The 25,931-nt window shown below is 60.7% G+C and carries 17 protein-coding genes; 14 read left to right on the top strand and 3 right to left on the bottom strand.

Annotation, left to right across the window (positions count from 1 at the left end):
- Positions 1–107: 107 nt before the first annotated feature.
- The 3 genes from AB4P94_RS01095 to AB4P94_RS01105 all read right to left on the bottom strand — a co-directional run bounded on the left by AB4P94_RS01095 (position 108) and on the right by AB4P94_RS01105 (position 7,021).
- Positions 108–3,842, bottom strand: a complete 3,735-nt coding sequence (locus AB4P94_RS01095; protein ID WP_395609055.1) for an autotransporter domain-containing protein — start codon at positions 3,840–3,842, stop codon at positions 108–110.
- Between the two features lie 310 nt (positions 3,843–4,152).
- Entirely contained in the window at positions 4,153–5,547 is a 1,395-nt protein-coding gene (locus tag AB4P94_RS01100) for a PhoH family protein (RefSeq protein WP_016974557.1), read from the bottom strand.
- Positions 5,548–5,893: 346 nt separating this feature from the next.
- Complete coding sequence (locus AB4P94_RS01105) at positions 5,894–7,021, bottom strand: polysaccharide deacetylase family protein (RefSeq protein ID WP_395609056.1); 1,128 nt, start codon at positions 7,019–7,021, stop codon at positions 5,894–5,896.
- A gap of 166 nt (positions 7,022–7,187) precedes the next feature.
- Here AB4P94_RS01105 and yaaA point away from each other — a divergent pair, with 166 nt between their 5' ends.
- From yaaA to AB4P94_RS01175, 14 genes are all read left to right on the top strand, one after another.
- Positions 7,188–7,967, top strand: coding sequence for a peroxide stress protein YaaA (gene yaaA / locus AB4P94_RS01110; protein WP_395609057.1), 780 nt, complete (start codon positions 7,188–7,190; stop codon positions 7,965–7,967).
- Between the two features lie 875 nt (positions 7,968–8,842).
- Positions 8,843–10,159 (top strand): nucleotide sugar dehydrogenase, encoded by a 1,317-nt coding sequence (locus AB4P94_RS01115; RefSeq protein ID WP_395609058.1) that lies wholly within the window; start codon positions 8,843–8,845, stop codon positions 10,157–10,159.
- An 81-nt stretch (positions 10,160–10,240) separates the two neighbouring features.
- Positions 10,241–11,722, top strand: a complete 1,482-nt coding sequence (alg8, locus tag AB4P94_RS01120; protein ID WP_395609059.1) for a mannuronan synthase — start codon at positions 10,241–10,243, stop codon at positions 11,720–11,722.
- A 37-nt stretch (positions 11,723–11,759) separates the two neighbouring features.
- Positions 11,760–12,926, top strand: coding sequence for a PilZ domain-containing protein (locus AB4P94_RS01125; RefSeq protein WP_395609060.1), 1,167 nt, complete (start codon positions 11,760–11,762; stop codon positions 12,924–12,926).
- An 18-nt stretch (positions 12,927–12,944) separates the two neighbouring features.
- Positions 12,945–14,459 carry an alginate biosynthesis TPR repeat lipoprotein AlgK gene (gene algK, locus AB4P94_RS01130; protein ID WP_395609061.1) on the top strand — a complete coding sequence of 505 codons (1,515 nt, stop codon included), beginning with the start codon at positions 12,945–12,947 and terminating at the stop codon, positions 14,457–14,459.
- Positions 14,456–15,943 (top strand): alginate export family protein, encoded by a 1,488-nt coding sequence (locus AB4P94_RS01135; protein ID WP_395609062.1) that lies wholly within the window; start codon positions 14,456–14,458, stop codon positions 15,941–15,943. Before algK ends, AB4P94_RS01135 begins: the two co-directional genes overlap by 4 nt.
- Positions 15,943–17,511 carry a mannuronan 5-epimerase AlgG gene (gene algG / locus AB4P94_RS01140; protein WP_395609063.1) on the top strand — a complete coding sequence of 523 codons (1,569 nt, stop codon included), beginning with the start codon at positions 15,943–15,945 and terminating at the stop codon, positions 17,509–17,511. Before AB4P94_RS01135 ends, algG begins: the two co-directional genes overlap by 1 nt.
- An 11-nt stretch (positions 17,512–17,522) precedes the next feature.
- Positions 17,523–18,971: an alginate O-acetyltransferase gene (locus AB4P94_RS01145; RefSeq protein WP_395611412.1), complete on the top strand. Its 1,449-nt coding sequence runs from the start codon at positions 17,523–17,525 to the stop codon at positions 18,969–18,971.
- 8 nt (positions 18,972–18,979) lie between these two features.
- Complete coding sequence (locus AB4P94_RS01150; protein ID WP_395609064.1) at positions 18,980–20,089, top strand: mannuronate-specific alginate lyase; 1,110 nt, start codon at positions 18,980–18,982, stop codon at positions 20,087–20,089.
- 215 nt (positions 20,090–20,304) lie between these two features.
- Complete coding sequence (locus AB4P94_RS01155) at positions 20,305–21,729, top strand: MBOAT family O-acyltransferase (RefSeq protein ID WP_395609065.1); 1,425 nt, start codon at positions 20,305–20,307, stop codon at positions 21,727–21,729.
- Between the two features lie 10 nt (positions 21,730–21,739).
- Positions 21,740–22,915 (top strand): alginate O-acetyltransferase, encoded by a 1,176-nt coding sequence (locus AB4P94_RS01160; protein ID WP_395609066.1) that lies wholly within the window; start codon positions 21,740–21,742, stop codon positions 22,913–22,915.
- Positions 22,916–22,931: 16 nt separating this feature from the next.
- Positions 22,932–23,585 carry an alginate O-acetyltransferase AlgF gene (locus tag AB4P94_RS01165; RefSeq protein WP_395609067.1) on the top strand — a complete coding sequence of 218 codons (654 nt, stop codon included), beginning with the start codon at positions 22,932–22,934 and terminating at the stop codon, positions 23,583–23,585.
- A gap of 149 nt (positions 23,586–23,734) precedes the next feature.
- Positions 23,735–25,186 carry a mannose-1-phosphate guanylyltransferase/mannose-6-phosphate isomerase gene (locus AB4P94_RS01170; RefSeq protein WP_395609068.1) on the top strand — a complete coding sequence of 484 codons (1,452 nt, stop codon included), beginning with the start codon at positions 23,735–23,737 and terminating at the stop codon, positions 25,184–25,186.
- Positions 25,187–25,460: 274 nt separating this feature from the next.
- Positions 25,461–25,925, top strand: a complete 465-nt coding sequence (locus AB4P94_RS01175) for a multidrug transporter (protein WP_395609069.1) — start codon at positions 25,461–25,463, stop codon at positions 25,923–25,925.
- The last annotated feature ends 6 nt before the right edge of the window (positions 25,926–25,931 follow it).

Raw genomic sequence — 25,931 nt, forward strand, 5'->3', positions numbered from 1 at the left:
AAACCCGTGAGTCAATTTTGCGCAGGGCTGTTTATCCCATGAGCCAGCGCTGTCAATGTGGCGAGGGAGCTTGCTCCCTCGCCACAGGTTATCGACAGCAGCGGGCGTCAGAAGCGGAAGGTAAATCCGGCATTGATCCCGTTGTTGTTGCCCCGGTTCGATAGCAAACCGCTGTAGTTCAATGACACCAGCGTATCTTTTGTCAGCGCCATTTCCGCACTGGCCTTGATCACCGCACCATCCCGGGCCACGGGCACGCTGTTGACGGCAAACGCGTTGTCACTGCCGGCAAACTTCAGCGAGGCTTCACGGTCTGTGTCGCCGAACTGATGCTCCCACCCCAACTCACCGCGCAAGGTGACCGCCGAGGTCGAGCTGATGGGCAGTTGGGTATGCGCGCGCAGGCCCAGCGTCGAAAGCGTAGCGTCCTGGCTTTGCTTGCTGGCATGCAACGCGGCAGCGCCGCCTTTCTCCTTGAACGAGTCGCTTTGGTAGTTCAGGTACGTCAGGTTGGCGAAGGGTTCGAACAGGTTCCACTGGGTGTAACCAATTTCGGCAAACACCTGGTCGGTGCGGGCGTTGTAGTCCGCTTTGTCATAGTCCGATTGGTTGGCGTAAGCCACGCGCCGCGAGCTGTCGATACGATGCCAGGTGGTGGCACCGCCCAACCGCAGGGCAATCGCGTCGAAGCGTTTGCCGCTATACACCGACAGGTGATAGTTGTCGCTGTCCGCCGACGCCGACTCGCCATTGAGGTGGCTCTGGGTGTAGCCGGTCGCCGCGCCCACACGCCAGCCGTCGCCGACTTCAGTGTCCAGCCCCAGCAACACGCCGCTGGTGGATGAGGAGTAGCCACTGGCATTGCTGTCACCGCTGACGTTATTGCGACCGCCCAGCAGTTGCACCCAGCCACCGTTGTCATGGGTTTCGATCTGCGCACCGGAATCCAGCGCCTGGGCTTGCTGCAAGCGACCATTCACGGCTTCACGGAGGTAACGGCTGTCGGCCATTTGCGCCGCCGCCACGTCCGAGTGCAATTGCCCCGAGAGCTGCTTGAACGCCGCCTGCGCCTGTGCGGCCGAGTCCGACGCCAGCAAGCTTTCATACACCGGGCTGCCCGTGCCCAACGCTTCGATTGCGGTCGCTGCGGCCCGCTCGTTGCGGGTTTGCGCGATGCTGGCGAAGCTCGTCTGGTTACGCTCCACCGCCAGGGTCAGCTGGTTCGGCTGATAACTGAGCTGGGTGCCGATAAACAGATAGTTGGGCGAAATCGCCGCAAACTGCCCATTGATACCCTGGGCGGCGCTGAGGATGTTGAACTGCTGGCCGACCAGGCTGCGCGCTTCGCTGGCGGACAACAGGTTGGGGCTGTTTTCCAGGGACACGGCCACCACACCGCCATTGAGCGTGGCGACGCCGCTGCTCTGGATCTGGTCGCTGCGCCCATTGGGGCCGACTTCGACCGCGTACACCGAGCCGGGGTTGAACGTCACATTGCCGGTGTGCAGCGTACCGATCGAATGCCCAGGCGCCACGCGGCCACCGTTGTTCACTGTGAGCGCGCCCACCGAACCATTGCCGGCCAGTGTGCCACCCAGCGTGGTCACCACGCCGTTACCGGGATCGCGCACGCCCACGGCGCTGCCATCCACCGTCACAGCCGACGTCAACGTGCCGTCCACCGACAGTTTGCCGCCGCGCACCCAGGTGCTGCCCGAATACGTGTTCTGGCCTTCCAGCACCAGTTCGCCGTCACCCGACTTGGCCAGGCTGCCGACGTAAGTGCTGCCGGTGAGCAAGTCCTGACCGCGTGTCAGGGTCGCCTGCTCCCGGGCATGGCCGATTTCGTATTCGAATTGATCATCCGCCGAGGCGTTGGCCGGCAGGCCGTTGAGCCAGCCTTTTTGCTGCTGGGTCGCCGCCCACGTCGCTTGCTCGGTGGCGTCCTCTACGCGGCGTGCGCGAATGGCCTCATCGGAAATCGGGTTGGCCCAGATATCGCGGGTGCCGCCCGGCAGTGCCACCGCCACGGCGCCGAGGAACTGCCCCGGCCCTTGCATGGCTTTTTGCAGGTTGGGCAGGCCCCAGCCACTGACCACGCCCGGCACTTGCGGCGTGCCTGGCGCGGCATCATGTACTGGCTGCAGGTTGTCGTAGGTACGGCCACCGGTCAGGTTGCCCACGGGCGTGCCCGGACCGTCCGGCGCTTGCAGGCTAGAGGTGGTCAGCAACACGTCCCGCGCCTGGCTGGCGGTCATATACGGGAAGCGCTGAATCACCAACGCCAGGGCCCCGGAAACACTTGGCGCTGCGGCCGAGGTGCCGTTGGCGTTAGGGATGATCTCCCCCTCAGGCCCGGTGGATGGAATGCCTGAAACGCCCATCACGCACCACCACTTCGAGGTGCCGCAACGGTTGTAGACCTGCGCGCTGGTCTCGTCATAACCGGTGATCGAGAGGAATTTGCCTTCGATGTCCGGCTTGAAAAACGGCAGGTTGGCGTTGGTGTCCGGGTTGGCGCCGTGGCTGTCGTTACCGGCGGAGATGATCTGGATGAAGGTATTTTGCCGCGCGGCATCGGCCATCGCGTCCATCCAGGTTTTCTGCCCGGCGTGGGCCTTGTCCCAGAACGGGCGATAAGCGGCGGTCATGTCGCGCAGGTTATCGGCCGCGCTGTCGCCGACATTGCCGAAATGGTTCTCCACGTCGTTGCGCGAGTTCTGCCCCCAGCTCTGGTTGACGATCGACACATTCTTCGCCGCCAGCGCGTTGTAGCTGGCCATGAAGGCGTTGTAGTCCAGATCGTTGGAACCCTGGAAACGGTTGTCATCGGTACCGCCGGTGTTCGCGACAAAAATGTTCGCGTCAAACGCAATGCCATGCATGCCGGTGCCGTTGCGACTGGCACCCAGCACACCGGACATTTCCGTGCCGTGGCCGTCGTTGATGGCGGGGTCGTATTCGCCGGAAATGCTGAAGTGCTCGCCCTTCTGAAACTCGCCGTCCGGTGTGTCATGGATATAGCGCGGGTGGGTGGCGTAGTACTCGCCAGTGGAGGTCACTGCCTGCACGCGGTCCTGGCCTTGGGCATTCTTGCCCTGGAATTCGAAATGTTCGGTGAGGATGCCCGAGTCGAGCACGCCCACATTCACCCCCTTGCCGGTCATGCCCAAGGCATAGGCGTAATACGCATTGGTGCGGTCCAGGCCGGAATTGACCTGGGCTTCCGGGGTTTTCCAGGTTTGCGCGTTGGCGCTCCAGTCACGCGTGGCGGCGGCCCAGGACTGCCCGGCATTCAGTTGCCCGCTCAGGTTGCTGCTGACGCCCGGCTCCACATAGGTGTAGGGCTTGGCGGCCGGCAGGTTGGCGATGATCGCCTTGGAAAAATCCAGAATATTGGTGGTGTAGCGGCCGTTGTTGCTGAACAGCCGGCTGCGGTAGTAATCGAGGCGCGAGGCGTAGTCCAGCGGGCGTCTGGTGTCGCCAAGCATGGCGCCGATGGTCAGGTTTTCCGGTTGCAACTCGTAGTTTTGCTTGAGGGCCGAATCGAATTTGCCGGACTGCGCGGCAAAATCCTTGGCCGCCAGATCGACGATATCCGCGTAGGCAAACCGCAGGTTTTTGTACACATCGGTGTTGGGGCCAAAGGAGGCGACGGCTTTTCTGAAGGCCGACTCCAAAACCTGCGAGGTATAGGGGTTGGCATCATCGGCCCAGGCCATGCAACCCTGCCCCAGCCACAATGCCAGGCCGAGTGCGATGGGGGTGAGCGGTATCGGTTTGAAGCGAGAAGCGCGCTTGGGTTTTTCAGACAAAGTGAAGCCATTACCTGCTACGTCCATTCTTCCTTTCCCTTTGGATAAGTGCGTCGTCAATGAGCGATGTATCGGGCTTTTTGTAATAGGCAGGGTCACGCGGAAAACCCGAAGGGGTCTTCAAACGTCGTCGAATCAGGGAGGTGGTGTTCCGACGGGGTGGTGAAGTGTTCTTATTATTTTCGGCGATAAAAAATGTAACAAAATAAATACAAAGACCACAAGCACCCACGGCGCATTAACGAATTCAAATGTCGCCCACAACAAAAACCCCGGATTTCGTGAAAAATCCGGGGCGGTTCGTGGCATTTAGCCACTAACTACGACATGGGTGTGTTTACAGATGGGACTCGGCGTATTCAGCCAGAATCGAACGAGGTACCCCTTGCAGCGCGATGTGCACGCCGTTCGGGAAGTCTTTGAAACGTTCCGTGAGGTAAGTCAGCCCGGAGCTGGTCGCGGACAGGTAAGGGGTGTCGATCTGTGCCAGGTTGCCCAGGCACACCACTTTGGAACCGGCGCCGGCACGGGTGATGATGGTTTTCATCTGGTGCGGCGTGAGGTTCTGGCATTCATCGATCAAAATCAGGCTTTGCTGGAAGCTGCGACCCCGGATGTAGTTGAGGGATTTGAACTGCAACGGCACTTTGCTGAGGATGTAGTCGACGCTGCCATGGGTGTTTTCGTCATCCATGTGCAAGGCTTCGAGGTTGTCGGTGATCGCCCCCAGCCACGGCTCCATTTTTTCCGCCTCGGTGCCGGGCAGGAAACCGATTTCCTGGTCCAGGCCCTGCACGCTGCGGGTGGCGATGATGCGGCGATAGCGCTTGGTCACCATGGTCTGTTCGATGGCGGCCGCCAGGGCGAGGATGGTTTTCCCCGAGCCTGCGGCGCCGGTCAGGTTGACCAGGTGAATGTCCGGGTCGAGCAGCGCGTACAGCGCCAGGCTCTGGTAGATGTCACGCGGTTTCAGGCCCCAGGCTTCCTGGTGCAACAGGGGTTCCTGATGCAGGTCGAGGATCAGCAGCTTGTCGACCTGGATCTCTTTGATCCAACCCACAAACCCCTGTTCGTCGATGATGAATTCATTGATGTGCACGGCCGGCAGGTTGTCGATCAGCTGTACCTGGTGCCAGGTGCGGCCATGGTCCTGACGGGTTTCGACCTTGCTCACCAGGTCCCAGAACGAGCCGGTCACCGTGTGGTAACCACGGGACAACATCGACACGTCGTCGACCAGTTGGTCGGTACTGTAGTCCTCGGCAGCGATCCCACACGCTCGTGCCTTGAGGCGCATATTGATGTCTTTGGTCACCAGCACCAGGCGCAGGTCCTTGTCGCGCGCGTGCAGGTCGATCAATTGGTTGATGATTTTGTTGTCGTTCAGATTTTCCGGCAGCAGGCTGTTGGGCTCGTTGCCCTTGCTCATCAGAATCGAAAGCAAGCCCTTGGGCCCGCTTTTACCGCGCTGGATCGGTACGCCGACTTCAACGTCCTCGGGCGAGGCTTCACCCAGGGTCTTGTCGATCAGGCGGATGGCCTGGCGGCATTCGGCGGCAACGCTGTGGTGCCCGCTTTTGAGTTTGTCGAGCTCCTCAAGCACGATCATCGGGATGGCGACGTGGTGTTCTTCGAAGTTAAGCAGTGCGTTTGGATCGTGGATCAGTACGTTGGTATCAAGCACATAAAGGATTGGCTGGTCGGAAGAAGGGTTACGTCCATGATCATCCATACTCGGTCACCTTTGTGGGAGCCAGTCGACGCAATACCTGGGCGGTGCTGCGCCTCGATTCGACCACCGAATGCACCTGAGGGACGTCAAGTGCATGCCCACATGAGGAGTCTGGGAAGACGCCACCTGTGCTGCAGGTTTCGGCGATCTGACTTCGTAATACCGCAAAACACATGACAGGAAAAAGCACTTTGACGCTTTTTTGAAGTTTATTTTTCAGGATGACGAATAGCACTAGCCGGGTGCCAGCGACCCCGTTAAAGTCGGAAGTCCGCCTGCATCGAGTTGTCGCGAAAAATCACCCCAAAAAAGCTTCATCCCCAACAGGGCCGGGGACTTCGCCTTTTTAACGAAAGGCTTCCCGGCAGTCCTGCCAACCAAGCCCGCTTTGCGCCGTCGCCTGCATCAGCAAGGGCAATGCCACCCGCGCCTTGTCCTGGGTGTCGTGGAACACAATCACCCCTTTGCGCCACAGCAGCATCAGCGTCAGCACGCGCTGCGCCGACTCGTCCGGCTTGAGCATGCCCGGGTCGTCCTGGGAATCGATATCCCACAACGCCACTTGCAACCCCTGGGCTTGGAAGAAGCCCTGGCTGTCTGCCCGGCGTTGGCCATAGGGCGGGCGAAACAGCGGCACGTAGTTTTCCGGCATCAGGTTCTGCGCCAGCGACGCGCTGCGGGTGATTGAGCTTTGCCAGTCCACCCAATGGCTGTGTGAGCGATACTGCCAACCCTGAATGCCCACGCACTGGCCCTGGTACAACGCCTGCACGTCGGCCGCAGAGCTACGCTCCACGCGGTTTTTCAGGCTGCTGCCGAGGGCGAAGAAGGTGGCGTTCATCTTTTGTTTGCGCAGGTAGTCGGTGAGCCAGTCGGTATTGCCGCTGACGGGTGCCGGTCCGCCATCGAAGGTCAGCAGGAACATCCGGTCGTTGAGCTCGTCGCCGTTGCGCTCGTGATCACCGAAGCGGGCGATTTCGCTGCTGATCTGCGGAAACAGCGCGGCCTTGCGCAGCAGCTCGTCGAGGTAGCGTTCGTGGAAGTGATGACTGGGGGCGGCCCAGCCTATATAGAAGGAGTTGTCGCTGACTTCGAACTTGCCGGCCTGTTCGCGCAGGTCGTCCATGCTTTCGACCAAGTAGCAAAAGGACGCATCCTCCTCGCAGCTTTGCTCGGCGTGGGTGTAGTTTTCCAGCAGGCGTTGCCAGAGCTGGCGACGCAGGTCATCGATGGACGCCATGTTGATGATCTTCAGGCCCAGGCGTTGTTTGAGCGCGGCTTCATCCTGGGCTTCGCTGGCGATCAAGCTGTGGGCGAACATCAGGATTTCGGCGCGTGAGGCGACGTCGAACAACGCGGGGCTGCTGAGTTTTTCGGGCCAGGTGCCGCGGTCGAGGCTGGCCACGTCTACCGGCGCGGCTTGGACGGTCAGGCTGAGCAGGCAGGCTGATAATAGTAGGCGTGCAATTCGCACCTGGGGTCTCCCGTTTCAGAGTCGTCGGGCACTATAGCTGATCGACGCCCACCCAGTGTGGGAGCTGGCTCCCACAGAAAAGAAGCCTCGGCGTCTATCAGCATGATAGGTGGAGTCAAACGCCCCAACCCCCTAGAATCCCCCCACGATTCCAGGAGCCAACCTCATGCTGATGGTGATTTCCCCCGCCAAAACCCTCGATTTCGAGTCCAAACCGGCCACCCCGCGCTTCACTCAGCCGCAATACCTCGACCACTCCCAGGAGCTGATCGAGCAACTGCGCGAACTGACCCCGGCGCAAATCAGCGAATTGATGCACGTCTCCGACAAGATCGGCGGCCTCAACGCCGCGCGCTTCGGCAGCTGGACGCCAGCGTTCACCCCGGCCAACGCCAAACAGGCCCTGCTGGCGTTCAAGGGCGACGTGTACACCGGCCTGAATGCCGAAACATTCAGTGATGCCGACTACACCTACGCCCAGGACCACCTGCGCATGCTCTCGGGCCTCTACGGCCTGCTGCGCCCGCTGGATCTGATGATGCCGTATCGCCTGGAAATGGGCACCAAACTGCCCAACGCCCGTGGCAAGGACCTGTACGCGTTCTGGGGCACGCGCATCAGCGAATGGCTGAATGAAGCACTGGCCGCACAAGGCGATGACGTGCTGCTCAACCTGGCGTCCAACGAGTACTTCTCGGCCGTCAAACGCACAGCCCTGAACGCGCGCATCATCAACACCGAGTTCAAGGACCTGAAGAACGGCCAGTACAAGATCATCAGCTTCTACGCCAAAAAGGCGCGGGGCATGATGAGCCGCTTCGTGATTGAAGAACGCATCAACGACCCGGCCAGGCTCAAGGAGTTTGACGTACAGGGTTATCGCTTCAATGCAGAGCAGTCCAAGCCGGACAACCTGGTGTTCCTGCGCGATCACGCACCGGAATAAGGCCCTCAAAAACACAGATGTTCAAATGTGGGAGCTGGCTTGCCTGCGATGGCGGTGTATCAGTAGCAACTTTGCCAACTGACCCGCCGCCATCGCAGGCAAGCCAGCTCCCACATTTTGTTTGTATTCCAAGCCTGAGAAAGTCATTTATTTGACGTCAAAAAATATCCTGACGCATTCCTAACGAATTTTTCACTCGACATTCGTCGTTTTTTTTCGTAGTGGCACCACTTTTTTTAAACACTGGTGGCACAAAACTATCCCCCGCGCCCAACTCCCTACAACTACTGGCCCAAGTAGCAAGTGCTATCAATATACTACCAGTGCCATCTTTTCTAATATTTCAAGAAATTTCCGAAAACAGGATGAGCGGCCCGGAACTTCATCAAAACACGCGGCTCATACCACCGGTAACGAAATTCTCTGTTTCTGTAAGAGATGACTTACATGACGATCCACAGAAGTAATTAAGTTGTCACAACAATTTATATAGACGGGTCACATCATCAACTGATTGAGTTGAGGGCGGCGATAAGGACTGGTTGCTATCCCCTATAGGCCAAGGCAGCGCTTACCTGAATGTGTCGGTGATGACACCCAAGGCATTGATATTTAAAGGCTACCAGCCTGTATCAAGCCCTTGCGGCACCGGCGTCGGGCCCTTCCAGCAGGAAGACCGGCTGCATTTGAGGGCAAGCCCCAATAACAAGGCCAAGTTGCGCACAACTTGAGTGCAATCGTTAGTCACTCGCTAATAAACATGCCTGCACGCGGTAAGTCGGCGTCTATTCGCCCAACTTCCGTGGCATTCAGTGACGCTTGCAAACATGAACTCCGGCCATCTAATTGGCGTGATTAATACAGAGGTAAATGCGATGCGCATCAGCATATTTGGTTTGGGTTACGTTGGCGCAGTCTGTGCCGGTTGCCTGTCTGCCCGTGGCCACGAAGTGGTCGGCGTAGACATCTCCAAGGATAAGATTGACCTGATCAATGCGGGCAAATCGCCAATCGTTGAACCGGGTCTGGGCGAGCTGTTGAGCCAGGGTATCGAGACCGGTCGGCTGCGCGGCACCACCAACTTCGCCGAAGCGATCCGCGACACCGACCTGTCGATGATTTGCGTCGGTACGCCGAGCAAGAAAAACGGCGACCTGGAACTCGATTACATCGAAGCCGTGTGCCGCGAGATCGGTTTTGTCCTGCGTGACAAAGCCACCCGCCACACCGTGGTCGTGCGCAGCACCGTATTGCCGGGCACCGTGGCCAACGTGGTGATCCCGATCCTCGAAGACTGCTCCGGCAAAAAAGCCGGCGTCGACTTCGGTGTCGCGGTCAACCCGGAATTCCTGCGTGAATCCACTGCCATCGCCGACTACGACCTGCCACCGATGACCGTCATCGGCGAGTTCGACAAAGCCTCCGGCGATGTCCTGCAGTCGCTGTACGAAGAACTCGACGCGCCGATCATCCGCAAAGACATCGCCGTCGCCGAAATGATCAAGTACACCTGCAACGTGTGGCACGCCACCAAAGTTACCTTCGCCAACGAAATCGGCAACATCGCCAAGGCCGTCGGCGTCGATGGCCGCGAAGTGATGGAAGTCGTGTGCCAGGACAAGACCCTCAACCTGTCCCAGTACTACATGCGCCCAGGCTTTGCCTTCGGCGGTTCGTGCCTGCCCAAAGACGTGCGTGCGCTGACTTACCGCGCCGGCTCCCTGGACGTGGAAGCGCCGCTGCTCAACTCCCTGATGCGCAGCAACGAATCCCAGGTGCAGAACGCCTTCGACATCGTCGAAAGCCACGACAAACGCAAAGTCGCCCTGCTCGGCTTGAGCTTCAAGGCCGGCACCGATGACCTGCGCGAAAGCCCGTTGGTCGAACTCGCAGAAATGCTGATCGGCAAGGGTTACGACCTGAGCATCTACGACAGCAACGTCGAATACGCCCGTGTGCACGGCGCGAACAAGGACTACATCGAAGGCAAGATCCCGCACGTGTCGTCCCTGCTCAACGCGGACTTCGATGATGTGATCAACAACTCCGACGTGATCATCCTCGGCAACCGCGACGAGAAATTCCGTGCCCTGGCGCACAACGCGCCACACGGCAAGCAAGTGATCGATCTGGTGGGCTTCATGTCCCAGGCCACCAGTGTGAGCGGTCGCACCGAAGGCATTTGCTGGTAACAGCAACGGCGAGTTCCGGGCTGCAAGCGTACTTCCCCAGCGCTTGCAGCCGGGAGCCTTCTTCACCTTCGGATGACGCTTATGTCCAAGTTAAAACACGTACTCCTTCAATCCGCCGGCTGGCTGTTCTTTCTGAGCCTGCTGATGGGGCTCGCCCTGCTGCTGCCGGCGAGCACGTTCGACTCACAGTCGAAGAATTTTATTTTCCTGATTGGCGCCGTCGGTATCTGGCGCTACTCGATGGGTGCTACGCATTTCTTTCGCGGCATGCTGTTCCTCTACGTGGTCTACCCGCACCTGCGCCGCAAGGTACGCAAGCTGGGCAAGTCGGCGGACCCTTCCCATGTGTTCCTGATGGTCACCAGTTTTCGTATCGACGCGCTGACCACCGCGCAGGTGTACAGCTCGGTGATTCGCGAGGCCATTGAGTGCGGCTTCCCCACCACCGTGGTCTGCTCGCTGGTGGAAATGTCCGATGAGCTGCTGGTGAAGAGCCTGTGGGAACGCATGAACCCGCCGGACCACGTAAAGCTGGACTTCGTGCGCATCGCCGGTACCGGCAAGCGCGACGGCCTGGCGTTTGGTTTTCGCGCTATCTCCCGCCACTTGCCGGATGACCGCGCCGTGGTGGCCGTGATCGATGGCGACACCGTGCTCGCCGAAGGCGTGGTGCGCAAGACCGTGCCGTGGTTCCAGCTGTTCGGCAATGTCGGCGGCCTGACCACCAACGAATTCTGTGAAGTACGTGGCGGCTACATCATGAGCGAGTGGCACAAGCTGCGCTTCGCCCAGCGCCACATCAACATGTGCTCCATGGCCCTGTCCAAACGCGTGCTGACCATGACCGGGCGCATGTCGGTATTCCGCGCCAACGTGGTCACCGACCCCGGCTTTATCGCCGACGTGGAAAGCGACTCGCTGCAACACTGGCGCCTGGGCCGCTTCAAGTTCCTGACCGGTGATGACAAGTCCAGCTGGTTCAGCCTCATGCGCCTGGGCTATGACACCTTCTACGTGCCGGACGCGGCCATCCACACGGTGGAACACCCGCCGGAAAAGAGCTTTATCAAGGCCAGCCGCAAGCTGATGTTCCGCTGGTACGGCAACAACCTGCGCCAGAACTCCCGTGCCCTGGGCCTGGGTGTACGCCGCCTCGGCCTGTTCACCAGCGTGGTGCTGTTCGACCAGCGTGTGTCGATGTGGACCTCGCTGCTCGGCCTGACCGTGGCGATCATCGCCACCTTCAAATACGGCGGCGCGTTCATCCTCGCCTACCTGCTGTGGATCGGCATCACCCGCCTGATTCTCACCCTGTTGCTGTCGTGCTCCGGCCACAAGATCGGCCCGGCCTACCCGGTGATTCTCTATTACAACCAGATCATGGGCGCGCTGGTGAAGATCTACGTGTTCTTCCGCCTTGATCAACAGTCCTGGACCCGCCAGGACACCAAACTGACCCGCGATTTGGCCAGCTTTCAACGTTGGTTCAACACCTGGTCGTCTCGGACCATGACCTTCTCCGCCGGCAGCATTTTCGTCGCCGTGTTGCTGATGATGGTCTGACCCTGCCAAGCCTGAATTAACTAGGAAACCGAACACTATGAACAGCCCAGCAAACGTCAACGTTGTCCACGAATCCGAAGCCCAGCGCCAACATGCCCGCGTGAAAATCCCGGCCAAGCTGCGCTTCTTCAACACTGACCGCACGCCGACCGAAGCCCGGGTGATCGACCTGTCCGCCGGCGGCCTGGCCTTCACCTCCACCCAGCCGCTGACCGTCGGCGAAGTGCACAAGGGCCGCCTGCAATTCGTGATCGATAACCTCGGCCTGGCGATGGACGTGGAGCTGCAGATCCGTTCTTACGACCGCCAGAGCGGCCGCACCGGTTGCCAGTTCCAGAACCTGGAACAACAGGATATTTCCACCCTGCGCCACCTGATTACCTCGCACCTGTCCGGCGACATCGTGACCATGGGCGACGTGCTCGCCACCCTGCAGCGCGACAACTTCACCAAGGCGCGCAAGGTCAAGGACAGCGGCAGCGGCATGACAGCGCTTGGCCGCCTGCGTGCGGTGACGTTCAGCGCGGGCATCTTCATCGTCGGCCTGGCTGCGTTCGGTTTCGTGTTCAAGTCGGTGTACGGCATGTACTTCGTCAGCCACGCCCAGGCCGGCCTGGTCAGCGTACCCGGCATGAACGTGACAATGCCGCGCGACGGCACCGTGCAAAGCCTGCTCAAAGGTGACGCGATAGCCGCCAAAGGCGCGCCGCTCGCCACCTTCAGCACCAGCATGCTCGACGTGCTCAAGGGCCACCTGGACGAAGACCAACTGCAACCGGCCAAGGTTGAAGAGCTGTTCGGCAAACAAATGACCGGCACCCTGACTTCTCCGTGCGATTGCGTCGTAGCCCAGCAACTGGTCGCCGACGGCCAATACGCCAGCAAAGGCGACGTGATTTTCCAACTGGTGCCACGCGGCAGCCAGGCCAACGTGGAAGCGCGCTTCACCTATCGCCAGTTCGCCGATGTTCGCCCAGGTACCCCGGTGAACTTCCAGGTCGCCGACGAAGAACAGGTACGCACCGGCACCATCGTCAGCAGCACCAGCCTGAACAGCGCCGATTTGTCCTCCGACATCCGCGTGCAGATCAAGCCTGACGCGCCGCTGGACAGCACCTACGCCGGCCGCCCGGTGGAAGTGACCAGCGACCGTGGCCCCTCGCTGAACTGGCTGATCGACAAAGCCATGGCCAACGGTCTGTAAGCAGAGGACATGCCTGTGATGACTCTCCCAAACACACCACTCCCCCCTGTGGGAGCCGGGCTTGCCCGCGATGGCATCGACTCGGTACACCCGATACACCGAGGTGCCCGCATCGCAGGCAAGCCAGCTCCCACACAAGGCAGATCGCATGCAGCCGCCGTGTATTGTGCTCTGGCACTGGCCGTCAGCCTCGCCGGTTGCGCCGGCCTGCCCGACCAACGCCTGGCCAACGAAGCCCTGAAGCGCGGCGACACCGTCACCGCCCAGCAGAACTACCAGCAACTGGCCGACCTGGGTTACAGCGAGGCCCAAGTCGGCCTGGCCGACATCCAGGTCACCACCCGCGATCCCGAGCAAATCCGCCAAGCCGAAGCCACCTATCGCGCGGCTGCCGACACGTCGCCCCGCGCCCAGGCCCGCCTCGGTCGCCTGCTGGTGGCCAAACCCGGCGCCACCGAAGCCGAACAGCACGAAGCCGAAGGCCTGCTGAAAAAAGCCTTTGCCAATGGCGAAGGCAACACCCTGATTCCGCTGGCGATGCTTTACCTGCAATTCCCCCACAGCTTCCCGAACGTGAACGCCCAGCAGCAAATCAACACGTGGCAGGCCGCCGGTTATCCGGAAGCCGGGCTGGCTCAGGTGCTGCTGTATCGCACCCAGGACACCTACGACCAGCACCTGGATGACGTGGAGCGCATCTGCAAAGCCGCGCTGAACACCACCGACATCTGCTACGTCGAGCTGGCCACGGTCTACCAGAAAAAAGCCGAGCCGGAAAAACAGGCCGAGCTGCTTAAGCAGATGGAAGCCGGCTACAGCCGTGGCACGGTCACAGCACAACGTGTGGATAGTGTTGCGCGTGTCTTGGGCGATGCGACCCTCGGTAAAACCGATGAGAAAACCGCCCAAGCCCTGCTGGAAAAAATTGCCCCCGGCTACCCCGCGTCCTGGGTCAGCCTGGCGCAGTTGCTCTACGACTTCCCCGAGTTGGGCGACGTCGACCAGATGATGAAGTACCTCGACAACGGCCGCGCCGCCGACCAACCGCGTGCCGAGCTGCTGCTGGGCAAGCTCTATTACGAAGGCAAGTGGGTGCCGGCTGATGCCAAGGTCGCCGAAGCGCATTTCGAAAAAGCCGAGGGCAAGGAAGTCGCCGCCGACTACTACCTCGGCCAGATCTACCGCCGGGGTTACCTCGGCAAGGTCTATCCGCAAAAAGCCCTCGACCACTTGCTGACCGCTGCACGCAACGGCCAGAACAGCGCGGACTTCGCCATCGCGCAATTGTTTTCCCAAGGCAAGGGCACCCAGCCCGACCCATTGAACGCCTACGTCTTCAGCCAGTTGGCCAAGGCCCAGGACACGCCAGAGGCCAATGACTTGGCCACGCAGCTCGAAGCCCCGCTCACGCCAGCGCAACGCGCCGAAGGCCAACGCCTGGTGCAACAGGAACTGGCCGCGCGCGGCACCCTGGCCCAGAGCACGCTGCAACTGCACGCCCTGCAAGAAGAAGACGGCGAGGAATCCCTATGAAGCTCAACCCCTTCGTCAAGGCCGGCATCGGCCTGACCTTCGCCCTGCTGTGGTCGTGCCCGACCCTGGCCGCGCTGACCGAAGCCAAGAACTTTGGCCTTGAAGTCAAAGCCACCGCGCAGTCCGAAGATGACCGTGACCTCGGCACCCAGAAAGGCGGCGACGTCAACGGCATCGGCCTTGACCTGCGCCCCTGGATCTACGGCGAAAGCGGCGCGTGGAGCGCCTACGCCATGGGCCAGGCCGTGACCTCCAGCGACATCATCGAGACCGACACCCTGCAACAGTCGGCCGATGACACCACGGAACAATCGAGCAACGACGACCGCAAGGCCAAGAAAAACTACCTGGCCCTGCGCGAATTCTGGGTCGGCTACAGCGGCTTCACGCCCTACCCCGGCGAGATCCTCAAGTTCGGCCGCCAGCGCCTGCGCAATGACGACGGCCAATGGCGCGACACCAATATCGAAGCGCTGAACTGGACCTTCGACACCACCCTGCTCAAGGCCAATGTCGGCGCCGCTGAACGCTTCAGCGAATACCGCACCGACCTCAAGGAGTTGTCCCCTGTGGACAAGGACCGTCAGCACTTCTATGCCGACGCCGCCTACCAGTGGACGCCGGGCCAGTGGATCGGCCTGCGCGGTCACCACACCCACGACGACGGCAAGCTCGATTATGCCGAACCGGGCGTGGCCAGCGACCCTTTGGACAAGCGTGAAAACGGCGACCTGACCTGGCTCGGTATCGAAGCCAACAGCGATGCCTACAACTGGCGCAACACCAACACGGTCAACTACTGGGCGAGCATCACCGGCATGAAAGGCGACCGCGACAAGGTCAATGCCCTGAACGCCGACGGCACCCGTCCCACCGAAGCCAAGCGCAGCGATGACGTGAGCGGCTGGGCCACCGACCTCGGCGTGCGCTTGCGCCTCGACCCGCAGTGGCAAGTCGGTGCGGCTTATTCACGCGCCAGCGCCAACTACGAACAGAACGGCCTGCAAAGCAACCGTTCGAACTGGACCGGCACCCAGTCCCGTGTGCACCGCTTCGGCGAAGCCTTCCGTGGCGAGATGAACAACATGCAGTCCATGAGCCTGTTCGGTTCCTGGCAGCTGCGCGAGGACTACGACGCGAGCCTGGTCTATCACAAGTTCTGGCGCGTGGACGGCAATAAGCCGGTCGGCAGCAACGGCATCGATGCGGTGCAGAACAACACCGACGACGTGACTGGCGCGATCCTGTCCAGCACGTCCCTGCCCCTTGAAGACGGCAAGAAAGACCTGGGCCAAGAGATGGACCTGGTGGTCACCAAGTACTTCAAGAAAGGCCTGCTGCCGGCCGCGCTCAGCCAGTCGATCGACGAGCCGTCGGCGCTGGTGCGTTTCCGTGCCGGCGTGTTCAAGCCGGGTGATGCCTATGGCAGCGGGGTCGACTCGTACATGCATCGCGCGTTTGTCGACGTGATCTGGAAATTCTGATGGGAGCCTGCGCAATGAATGCTCAAAGCCTACTCGTCGCGGCAATGCTGGTGGCCAGCGCCCCAGCGTTTGCCGACACGACGGCCAAGGCGCCGACCATCGCCAAGGAACTGCAACAGGCCAAAACCTACACCATTTCCAGCCCGCCGACTGCGCCGCTGGAGATGCCCAAGCCGGCCCTGCCGGACCTGTCGGGCTACACCGCGGCGGCGATGGAAAAGAAGATCGTGCGCAGCAAGCCGGGCAAAGTCAGCATCCGCCGCATGATGCAGGAAGATGCGCTGAAGGACTTTATCGGCGGCGACAACAAGATGGCCGAATGGGTGGTGCGCCAGCACGGCATTCCCCAGGCCATCTTCGTTGACGACGGCTACCTGAACCTCAAGGACTTGCTCGGCAAGGTGCCCAAGCAGTACCTCAGCGAGACCTCGCCGGGCGTGTTCCTGGCCAAGCTGCCGATCGTGGTCGGGCGCAAGGGCATTCTGGAAATCGACAAGAAAACCCAGGAGCTGCGCCTGTCCCAGCAAGCCGGTTCGTTCCTGATCAACGACGGCCAGCTGTTCGTGCGTGACACCAAAATCACCGGCTGGAACGAAAAGGCCAATGGCCCGGCGCTGTTCCAGTCGCCCAAGGAATTCCGCCCGTTCCTGCTGGCCTGGGGTGGCACCGAGACTTACATCGCCAACAGCAAGATGGCCAGTTTCGGCTACGCCAACAGTAAGTCGTACGGCGTGAGTATTTCCCAATACACGCCGAACATGGCCAAGGTACTCAAGCGCCCTGAACCGACCGGCTGGATCATTGATTCCGAGTTCTCGGACATGTGGTACGGCTTCTACTGCTACGAGACCACCGGCTTTGTGCTCAAGGGCAATACCTACAAAGACAACATCGTCTACGGCATTGACCCGCACGACCGTTCCCACGGCCTGATCATCGCGGACAACACCGTGTACGGCACCAAGAAGAAGCACGGCATCATCATTTCCCGGGAAGTGAACGACAGCTTCATCTTCAACAACCGCAGCTACGACAACAAGCTGTCGGGCCTGGTGATCGACCGTAACAGCGTGAACAACCTGATCGCCGACAACGAGATCTACCGCAACCACACCGACGGCATCACCCTCTACGAGAGTGCCGACAACCTGCTGTGGGGCAACAAGGTGATCAGCAACCGTCGCCACGGCATCCGCATCCGTAACAGCGTGAACATTCGCCTGTACGAAAACACCGCCATGGCCAACGGCCTGACCGGCGTGTACGGCCACATCAAGGATTTGACCGACACCGACCGCGACATCGCCCTCGACCCGTTCGATGCCAAGGTCTCGCTGATCGTGGTCGGCGGTGAACTGGCCGGTAACGGCAGCGGGCCGCTGGCCATCGACTCGCCGCTGAGCATCGAGCTGTACCGCGTGTCGATGCTGGCGCCGACCAAATCCAGCGGCATCAGCTTCAACGGCGTGCTGGGTGATCGTCAGGAAGAAATTCTCGACCTGCTGGTGCGCCAGCAGAAAGCCGTGCTGATCGACCCTGTCGAACGCCAGACCGAAATGCAGGACTGAGGATGACCCTTATGCACCCACACATGATCAAACTGCTCAGCCTTTCGGGCCTGACCCTCGGCCTGCTCGCGGCCAGCCAGGGCGTGCGCGCCGACGAAGTCAAGGCACCGACTTTCACCGCCGAACCCTGCTGCAGCCTGTGCCCGGCGGCGCATGACGCGAAGAACTACACCACGCGCTACCAGCAGAACTTCACCACCCTGGTACAAGCCCAAGGCGACTGGCTGTTCCGCACCCAGGAAGACCTGCGCACCGAATTCGACACCAGCCCCGCCGGCTACAAACGCATGCAACAGTTGCACGATGCGTTCAAGGCCAAGGGCGTGGAATTGGTGGTGGTCTACCAGCCGACCCGTGGCCTGGTGAACCGCAACAAGCTCAACCCCGAAGAGAAGGCCAAGTTCGATTTCGACAAGGCACTGGGCAACTACAAAACCATGCTCGGCCGTTTCGCCAAGATGGGCTATGTGGTGCCGGACCTGTCGCCGCTCACAGATGAGCAACTGCCGGATGAACTGCCGGCCCACGATTTCTACTTCCGTGGCGACCAACACTGGACGCCGTATGGCGCCCAACGCACGGCGAAGATCGTCGGCGCAAAAGTGCGGGCCATGCCCGAATTCGCCGACATTCCCAAGCGTGAATTCGAAACCGTGCGGTCCGGGCGCATGGGCAAGACCGGCACCCTGCACAACATGGCCGGGCAACTGTGCGGCACCAGCTACGCGATCCAGTACATGGACCAGTTCACCACCGAGCCCAAGGGCGAAGCGGGCGACGGCGACCTGTTCGGCGATTCGGGCAACCCACAGATCACCCTGGTCGGCACCAGCCACAGCGGCAAGAACTACAACTTCGCCGGCTTTCTGGAACAGGAAATCGGTGCCGACATTCTCAACGTCGCGTTCCCCGGCGGTGGCCTTGAAGGTTCGATGATCCAGTACCTGGGCAGCGATGAGTTCCAGAAGAGCCCGCCGAAGATTCTGATCTGGGAATTCTCGCCGCTGTATCGCCTCGACCAGGAGACCATCTACCGCCAGATGATGTCGCTGCTCGACAACGGCTGCGAAGGCAAGACCGCGCAGATGAGCGCGAGCACCACGCTCAAACCCGGCAAGAACGAACTGCTGGTCAACAGCTCGAACAAAGACCTGCGTAACGCCAGTCACCAGGTCGATATCCGCTTCGCCGACCCGTCGGTGAAAACCTTGCAAGCCACCCTCTGGTACATGAACGGGCGCCACGAGGACCTCAAGATCGAAAAACCCGAAACATCCGATACAGACGGGCGTTTCGCCTTCGAACTGCGCACTGATGAAGACTGGGCCTCGCAGAACTTGCTGGCCGTAGAAGTGCAAGGCCCCGAAGCGGGCCAGGCCGCGCAGAAGGTTGAAGCGAAAATTTGCACACGCAACGTGTTCCCCAGCGGTGGTCAGCAGACCGCCCAACTGGGGCAATGAGGTTACCTATGCAGAAGTTATTGATTCCATCGTTGCTGGGCCTGGCGATCTTCGCCGGCGCAGCCAACGCCGCCGCCCCACTGCGTCCGCCCCAGGGCTATTTCGCGCCGGTGGAAGCCTTCAAGACCGGCGACTTCAAGAATGACTGCGACGCCATGCCGGCGCCGTACACCGGTTCGCTGCAATTTCGCAGCAAGTACGAGGGCTCGGACAAAGCCCGCGCCACCCTGAACGTGCAATCCGAAAAAGCCTTTCGCGACAGCACCGCCGACATCACCAAGCTGGAAAAAGACACCAGCAAGCGCGTGATGCAGTTCATGCGCGACGGTCGCCCGCAACAGTTGGAATGCACGCTCAACTGGCTCACGAGCTGGGCCAAGGCCGATGCGTTGATGTCCAAGGACTTCAACCACACCGGCAAGTCCATGCGCAAATGGGCGCTGGGAAGCATGGCGTCGGCCTATGTGCGTTTGAAGTTTTCCGACTCCCACCCGCTGGCCAACCACCAACAGGAATCGCAGTTGATCGAGGCGTGGTTCAACAAACTCGCCGATCAAGTGGTCAGCGACTGGGACAACCTGCCGCTGGAAAAAACCAACAACCACTCCTACTGGGCCGCCTGGTCGGTGATGGCAACTTCCGTCGCCACCAACCGCCGCGACCTGTTTGATTGGGCGGTGAAGGAATACAAGGTCGGCGCCAATCAGGTGGATGACCAAGGCTTCCTGCCCAACGAACTGAAGCGTCAGCAACGCGCCTTGTCGTACCACAACTACGCCCTGCCGCCGCTGTCGATGATCGCCAGTTTTGCCTTGGTCAACGGTGTGGATCTGCGCCAGGAAAACAACGGCGCACTGAAGCGCCTGGGCGACAAGGTGCTGGCCGGGGTCAAAGACCCGGACATCTTCGAGAAGAAGAACGGTAAGGAACAGGACATGAAGGACCTCAAGGAAGACATGAAATTTGCCTGGCTTGAGCCCTTCTGCACCCTCTACACCTGCGCCCCGGATGTGCTCGAGCGCAAGCACGGGATGCAGCCGTTCAAGACGTTCCGCCTGGGCGGTGACCTGACCAAGGTCTACGACCCGACGCATGAGAAAGGCAACAAAGGCAGCTGACGAAACAGGGGCCCAATGTGGGAGCGGGCTTGCTCGCGAATGCGGTGTGTCAGGCAACACATCTGTAACTGAACCACCGCATTCGCGAGCAAGCCCGCTCCCACAGTTAACCCGGTTTCGTCAGTTGGAATGTTGTACCGCCCTCCCCCGAAATCGTGGGGGGGGTTTGGGGGGGCTCTGGCCCTTGACTGTCTGTTAAACATGGAGAGATCGGGATGGTTTTCTCGTCCAATGTGTTCCTGTTTCTGTTCTTGCCGATCTTCCTCGGCTTGTACTACTTGAGCGGGCAACGCTATCGCAACCTGCTGCTGCTGATTGCCAGCTATGTGTTCTACGCCTGGTGGCGAGTGGACTTCCTGGCGCTGTTCGCCGCCGTCACGCTGTGGAATTACTGGATCGGCCTCAAGGTCGGTGCGGCAGGCATGCGCACCAAGCCGGCCCAGCGCTGGCTGCTGTTGGGCGTGGCAGTCGACCTGTGCATCCTCGGCTACTTCAAATACGCCAACTTCGGCGTCGACAGCATCAACGTCATGATGAAATCCGCGGGGCTGGAGCCGTTCATCCTGACCCACGTGCTGTTGCCGATCGGGATCTCGTTCTACATTTTCGAGTCCATCAGCTACATCATCGACGTGTACCGCGGCGATACCCCCGCCACCCGCAACCTGATCGACTTTGCGGCGTTCGTGGCGATCTTCCCGCACCTGATTGCCGGCCCGGTGCTGCGCTTTCGCGACCTGGCCGACCAGTTCAACAACCGCACGCACACCCTCGACAAGTTCTCCGAGGGCTGCACGCGGTTCATGCAGGGTTTCATCAAGAAGGTGTTCATCGCCGACACCCTCGCGGTGGTGGCCGACCATTGCTTCGCCCTGCAAAACCCGACCACGGGCGATGCCTGGCTCGGCGCGCTGGCCTACACCGCGCAGCTGTACTTCGACTTCTCCGGCTACAGCGACATGGCTATCGGTTTGGGCTTGATGATGGGTTTCCGCTTCATGGAAAACTTCAAGCAGCCGTACATCAGCCAGTCGATCACCGAGTTCTGGCGCCGCTGGCACATCAGCCTGTCGACCTGGCTGCGTGACTACCTGTACATCACGTTGGGCGGCAACCGTAAAGGCACGCTGACCACCTACCGCAACCTGTTCCTGACCATGCTGCTCGGCGGTCTGTGGCACGGCGCGAACATCACCTACATCGTGTGGGGCGCCTGGCACGGCATGTGGCTGGCGATTGAAAAAGCCATCGGCCTCAACACGTCGCCGCGCAGTTTCAACCCGGTGCGCTGGGCCTTCACTTTCCTGTTGGTCGTAGTGGGCTGGGTAATCTTCCGCGCCGAGAACCTGCACGTGGCCGGGCGCATGTATAGCGCGATGTTCAGCTTCAACGAGTGGTCGTTGTCGGAACTCAACCGCGCCAGCCTCACCGGCCTGCAAGTGGCAACCCTGGTGGTGGCGTACGCGACGCTGGCGTTCTTCGGCCTGCGCGATTTCTATCGCGACCATCCGGCCACGCCGAGCGCGAACCGTGCAGCCCCTGGCTATGCCATGCGTGCCTGCGTGCTGGTGCTGTTCGCGGCGTCGATTTTCAAACTGTCGGCGCAGAGTTTCTCGCCGTTCCTTTACTTCCAATTCTGAGGGAGCCGACATGACCCGTTCATTCCGCGTGCTCTATATCGCCCTGTTCCTCGCCATCCTGCTGGGGTTGGGGCTGTGGTCGACGCGCAGTTTCTTCGGCTTCAGCACCAACGCCGACGCGACCGTGCTTAATGGTCGCTGGACCAAAGCGGTGGAGACTCACTACGACGATGAGTTCCCGATCAAACGCCTGGGCACCAACCTGTGGGCGGCGCTGGACTACAAGCTGTTCAATGAAGGCCGTAAAGGTGTCGTGCTCGGTCGCGACCACTGGCTGTACAGCGACGAGGAGTTCAACCCTAGCGTCAACGAAGACCAGAACCTGCAAGGCAACTACGCGCTGGTCGAAGGCGTGCGCCAGAAGCTCAAGGCCCAGGGCATTCAACTGGTGATGGCGATTGTGCCGGCCAAGGTGCGTCTGTATCCGGAACATCTGGAAGAGGTAAAACCGGCGAGCATCCACGCCAACCTGTACGACGACTTCCACGCCCGTGTGGCGGCCGACAAGATCATCGCCCCCGACCTGCTGGGCCCGCTGCAACAGGCCAAGCTCGGCGGCACGCAAGTGTTCCTGCGCACCGACACGCACTGGACGCCGGACGGAGCGGAAATCGCCGCTAAACAACTGGCAAAGACGATTGCTGAAAAGACGCCACTGAGCGGCGAACCCCAACGCTTTGTCACTGAGGCCGAAAAAACCGAGCCGCACAAAGGCGACCTGCGCCTGTTCCTGCCGCTGGACCCGCTGTTTGAAAACCTGATGCCGCCCAAAGAGCCGCTGCAAAAACGCGTCACCCACCTGGCAGAAAACAAAGGCGACGACGCGCTGTTCACCGACAGCGAAACCCCGGTGGCACTGGTCGGCACCAGCTACAGCGCCAACCCCAACTGGAACTTCGTCGGCGCGCTCAAGCAAGCCTTGCACAGCGACGTCATCAACTACTCCGAAGACGGCCACGGCCCGATCCTGCCGATGCTCAGCTACCTGAAAAGCGATGACTTCAAGAACAGCCCGCCCCAGGTGCTGATCTGGGAGTTCCCGGAACGTTATCTGCCCGTCAACAACGAAATCGGTGATGCCGACCCGCAGTGGGTTGCGCAGCTTAAACAAGCCGGTTCGCGCCAACAGAACATGGCATTGAACACCCTTAAAAAATCCGAGACGCCCGACCGGGCGCAAAACTGAAAGAGAGGTAACTCACATGACTTTCACTACAACTCCTCGTCGTCTCGCCAAGACCCTGGCCCTCGCCGCCGGCATGAGCATCGTTTCGATGTCGGCCTTTGCCGGTGATGCCGCCTTGTACGGCCCTGTCGCGCCAAAAGGCTCCAGCTTTGTGCGGGTCTATAACGCGTCGAATCAGGAAGTCAGCGCCACCGTCGGCGCGACCAACCTGAGCGACGTTGCGCCACTGGCCAGCAGCGATTTCAGCTTCATGCCCGGCGGTGACTACAGCGCCAAGGTCGGCAGCCAGACCGTGCCAGTCAAACTCGCCGCCGACCACTACTACACCCTGGTCAACAGCGGCGCCGGCCAGCCACAACTGATCGAGGAGCCGCCGTTCAAGAACAAGCAGAAGTCCCTGGTGCGCGTGCAGAACCTCAGCGACAAGGCCCTGACCTTGAAGACTGCCGACGGCAAGACCGATGTGGTCAAGTCGGTGGCCGCCAAAGGCCGTGGCGAGCGCGAAATCAACCCGGTGAAAGTGAGCCTGGCGTTGTATGACGGTGACAAGAAAGTCGGCGATGTGAAGCCGGTGGCGTTGGAACGTGGTGAAGCGGCGGTGCTGTATGTGACCGGTTCTGGTTCAAGCATTTCGCCAGTCTGGGTCAAGCGCCCGGTGTCGACCCGCTGATTAGATTCTGAAATTGACGCTCCCCCTGTGGGAGCGGGCTTGCTCGCGAATGCGGTGGTTCATCAGCAGATGTGCCGACTGACACACCGCTTTCGGGAGCAAGCCCCCTCCCACAGGCTCTGACCCAAATCGATTCAAGGAGAAACAGCATGATCCCAGTAATCCTTTCCGGTGGTAGCGGCTCACGTCTTTGGCCGCTTTCCCGTAAACAGTTCCCGAAACAATTCCTGGCCCTGACCGGCGAGCACACACTGTTCCAGCAAACCCTGGAACGCCTGGTGTTTGAAGGCATGGACTCCCCGATCGTGGTCTGCAACAAGGACCACCGCTTCATCGTCAATGAGCAACTCAGCGCCCGCAAGCTGGAATGCCAGCGCATCCTGATGGAGCCCTTTGGCCGCAACACCGCGCCCGCCGTGGCGTTGACCGCGATGATGCTGGTCAACGAAGGGCGCGACGAGCTGATGCTGGTGCTGCCCGCCGACCACGTGATCGACGACCAGAAAGCCCTGCAACGCGCGCTGGCCCTGGCCACCGTGGCCGCCGAGCGTGGCGAGATGGTGCTGTTCGGCGTACCGGCGACCCGCCCGGAAACCGGCTATGGCTACATCAAATCCACCGCTGACTCACTGCTGCCTGAAGGCGTCAGCCGCGTGCAACAGTTCGTGGAAAAACCGGATGAAAAACGTGCCGTCGAGTTCGTCAAAAGCGGCGGTTATTTCTGGAACAGCGGCATGTTCCTGTTCCGCGCCAGCCGCTTCCTCGAAGAGCTGAAAAAGCACGACCCGGACATCTACGACACCTGCGTGCTGACCCTGGAACGCAGCGAGCAAGATGCCGACACCGTGACCTTCGACGAAGCCACCTTCGCCTGCTGCCCCGACAATTCCATCGACTACGCCGTGATGGAAAAAACCCAGCGCGCCTGCGTGGTGCCGCTGAGTGCCGGTTGGAGCGACGTGGGTTGCTGGGCGTCGCTGTGGGCGGTCAACGATAAAGACGTGCACGGCAACGTGAGCAAAGGCGATGTGGTCATCCAGGACAGCCGCAACTGCATGATCCACGGCAACGGCAAACTGGTGTCGGTGATCGGCCTGGACAATATCGTGGTGGTGGAAACCAAGGACGCGATGATGATTGCCCACAAGGACAAGGTCCAGGGCGTCAAGCAGATGGTCTCGACCCTCAACGACCAGGGCCGCAGCGAAACCCAGAACCACTGTGAAGTCTATCGCCCGTGGGGCTCCTACGATTCGGTGGACATGGGCGGGCGCTTCCAGGTCAAGCACATCTCGGTCAAGCCGGGCGCGTGCCTGTCGCTGCAAATGCACCACCACCGCGCCGAGCACTGGATCGTGGTCAGCGGCACGGCTGAAGTCACCTGTGACGAAAACGTGTTCCTGCTCTGCGAAAACCAGAGCACCTACATCCCGATCGCCTCGGTGCACCGCCTGCGCAACCCGGGCAAGATCCCGCTGGAAATCATCGAAGTGCAATCGGGCAGCTACCTGGGCGAAGACGATATCGAGCGGTTTGAAGATATCTACGGCCGCTCGACGCCGGTTGAACGTGGCGTGTCGGTGAAAACTATCGCGCAGTAACACAGTCGTACAAGAAGCCCTCACCCAGCCCATTGCGTCCCCTATCCGCAGTGGGTTGGGTGGGGGCTTTTTCTTTGGGCCTTGCGGTGACTGTGACGGCCTCTTCGCGAGCAAGCCCGCTCCCACATTTGACCGAGTACATCCTTTGGAATGCAGTCGAATGTGGGAGCGGGCTTGCTCGCGAAGGCGTCATCCCAACCAACCCACCTCTCAAGGCACCCAATCCCACCTACGCTTAAGTTAGGATGCTCGTTCCCTATTCGAGGTGGTCTCCATGTTCTTCGGCGTTCTCCTGATCATCACCTGGCTGATTCTCCTGCTGCGTTACCCCGCCAAAGCCCTGCCGGTATCGCTGGCCGCCGCCGTCGGCCTGGGTTTTGTGGCCGTCTGGGTCGTCTGGCTGGACAACCGCGAAGCCTCGCAACTGGCGCGCCTGGAGCTGCGCATCAGCTATGCACCCGAGGAATGCCCCGCCGACCGCCCGCTGAAACTGGTCCTCAACAACGGCAACGACGTGCCGCTGACCGAACTGCGCTGGCGCCTCGCCGCCTATGCACCGGGCGACACGGTCAACCTGGCCGATAACGTCTACGCTGCACCCCGCTATCGCGGCCCCGGCGAGTTGCAAGCCGGCGCCACCTGGGACGACTGCCTGCCCACCCCGCCTTTGCGCCCCGGCTACCGCCCGCAAACCCTTGAATTTCGTGCCGAACACCTGCAAGGCAGTTTCTCGGACTGACAAAGG

The organism is Pseudomonas sp. B22129, assembly GCF_044218875.1.
Classification (GTDB): domain Bacteria; phylum Pseudomonadota; class Gammaproteobacteria; order Pseudomonadales; family Pseudomonadaceae; genus Aquipseudomonas.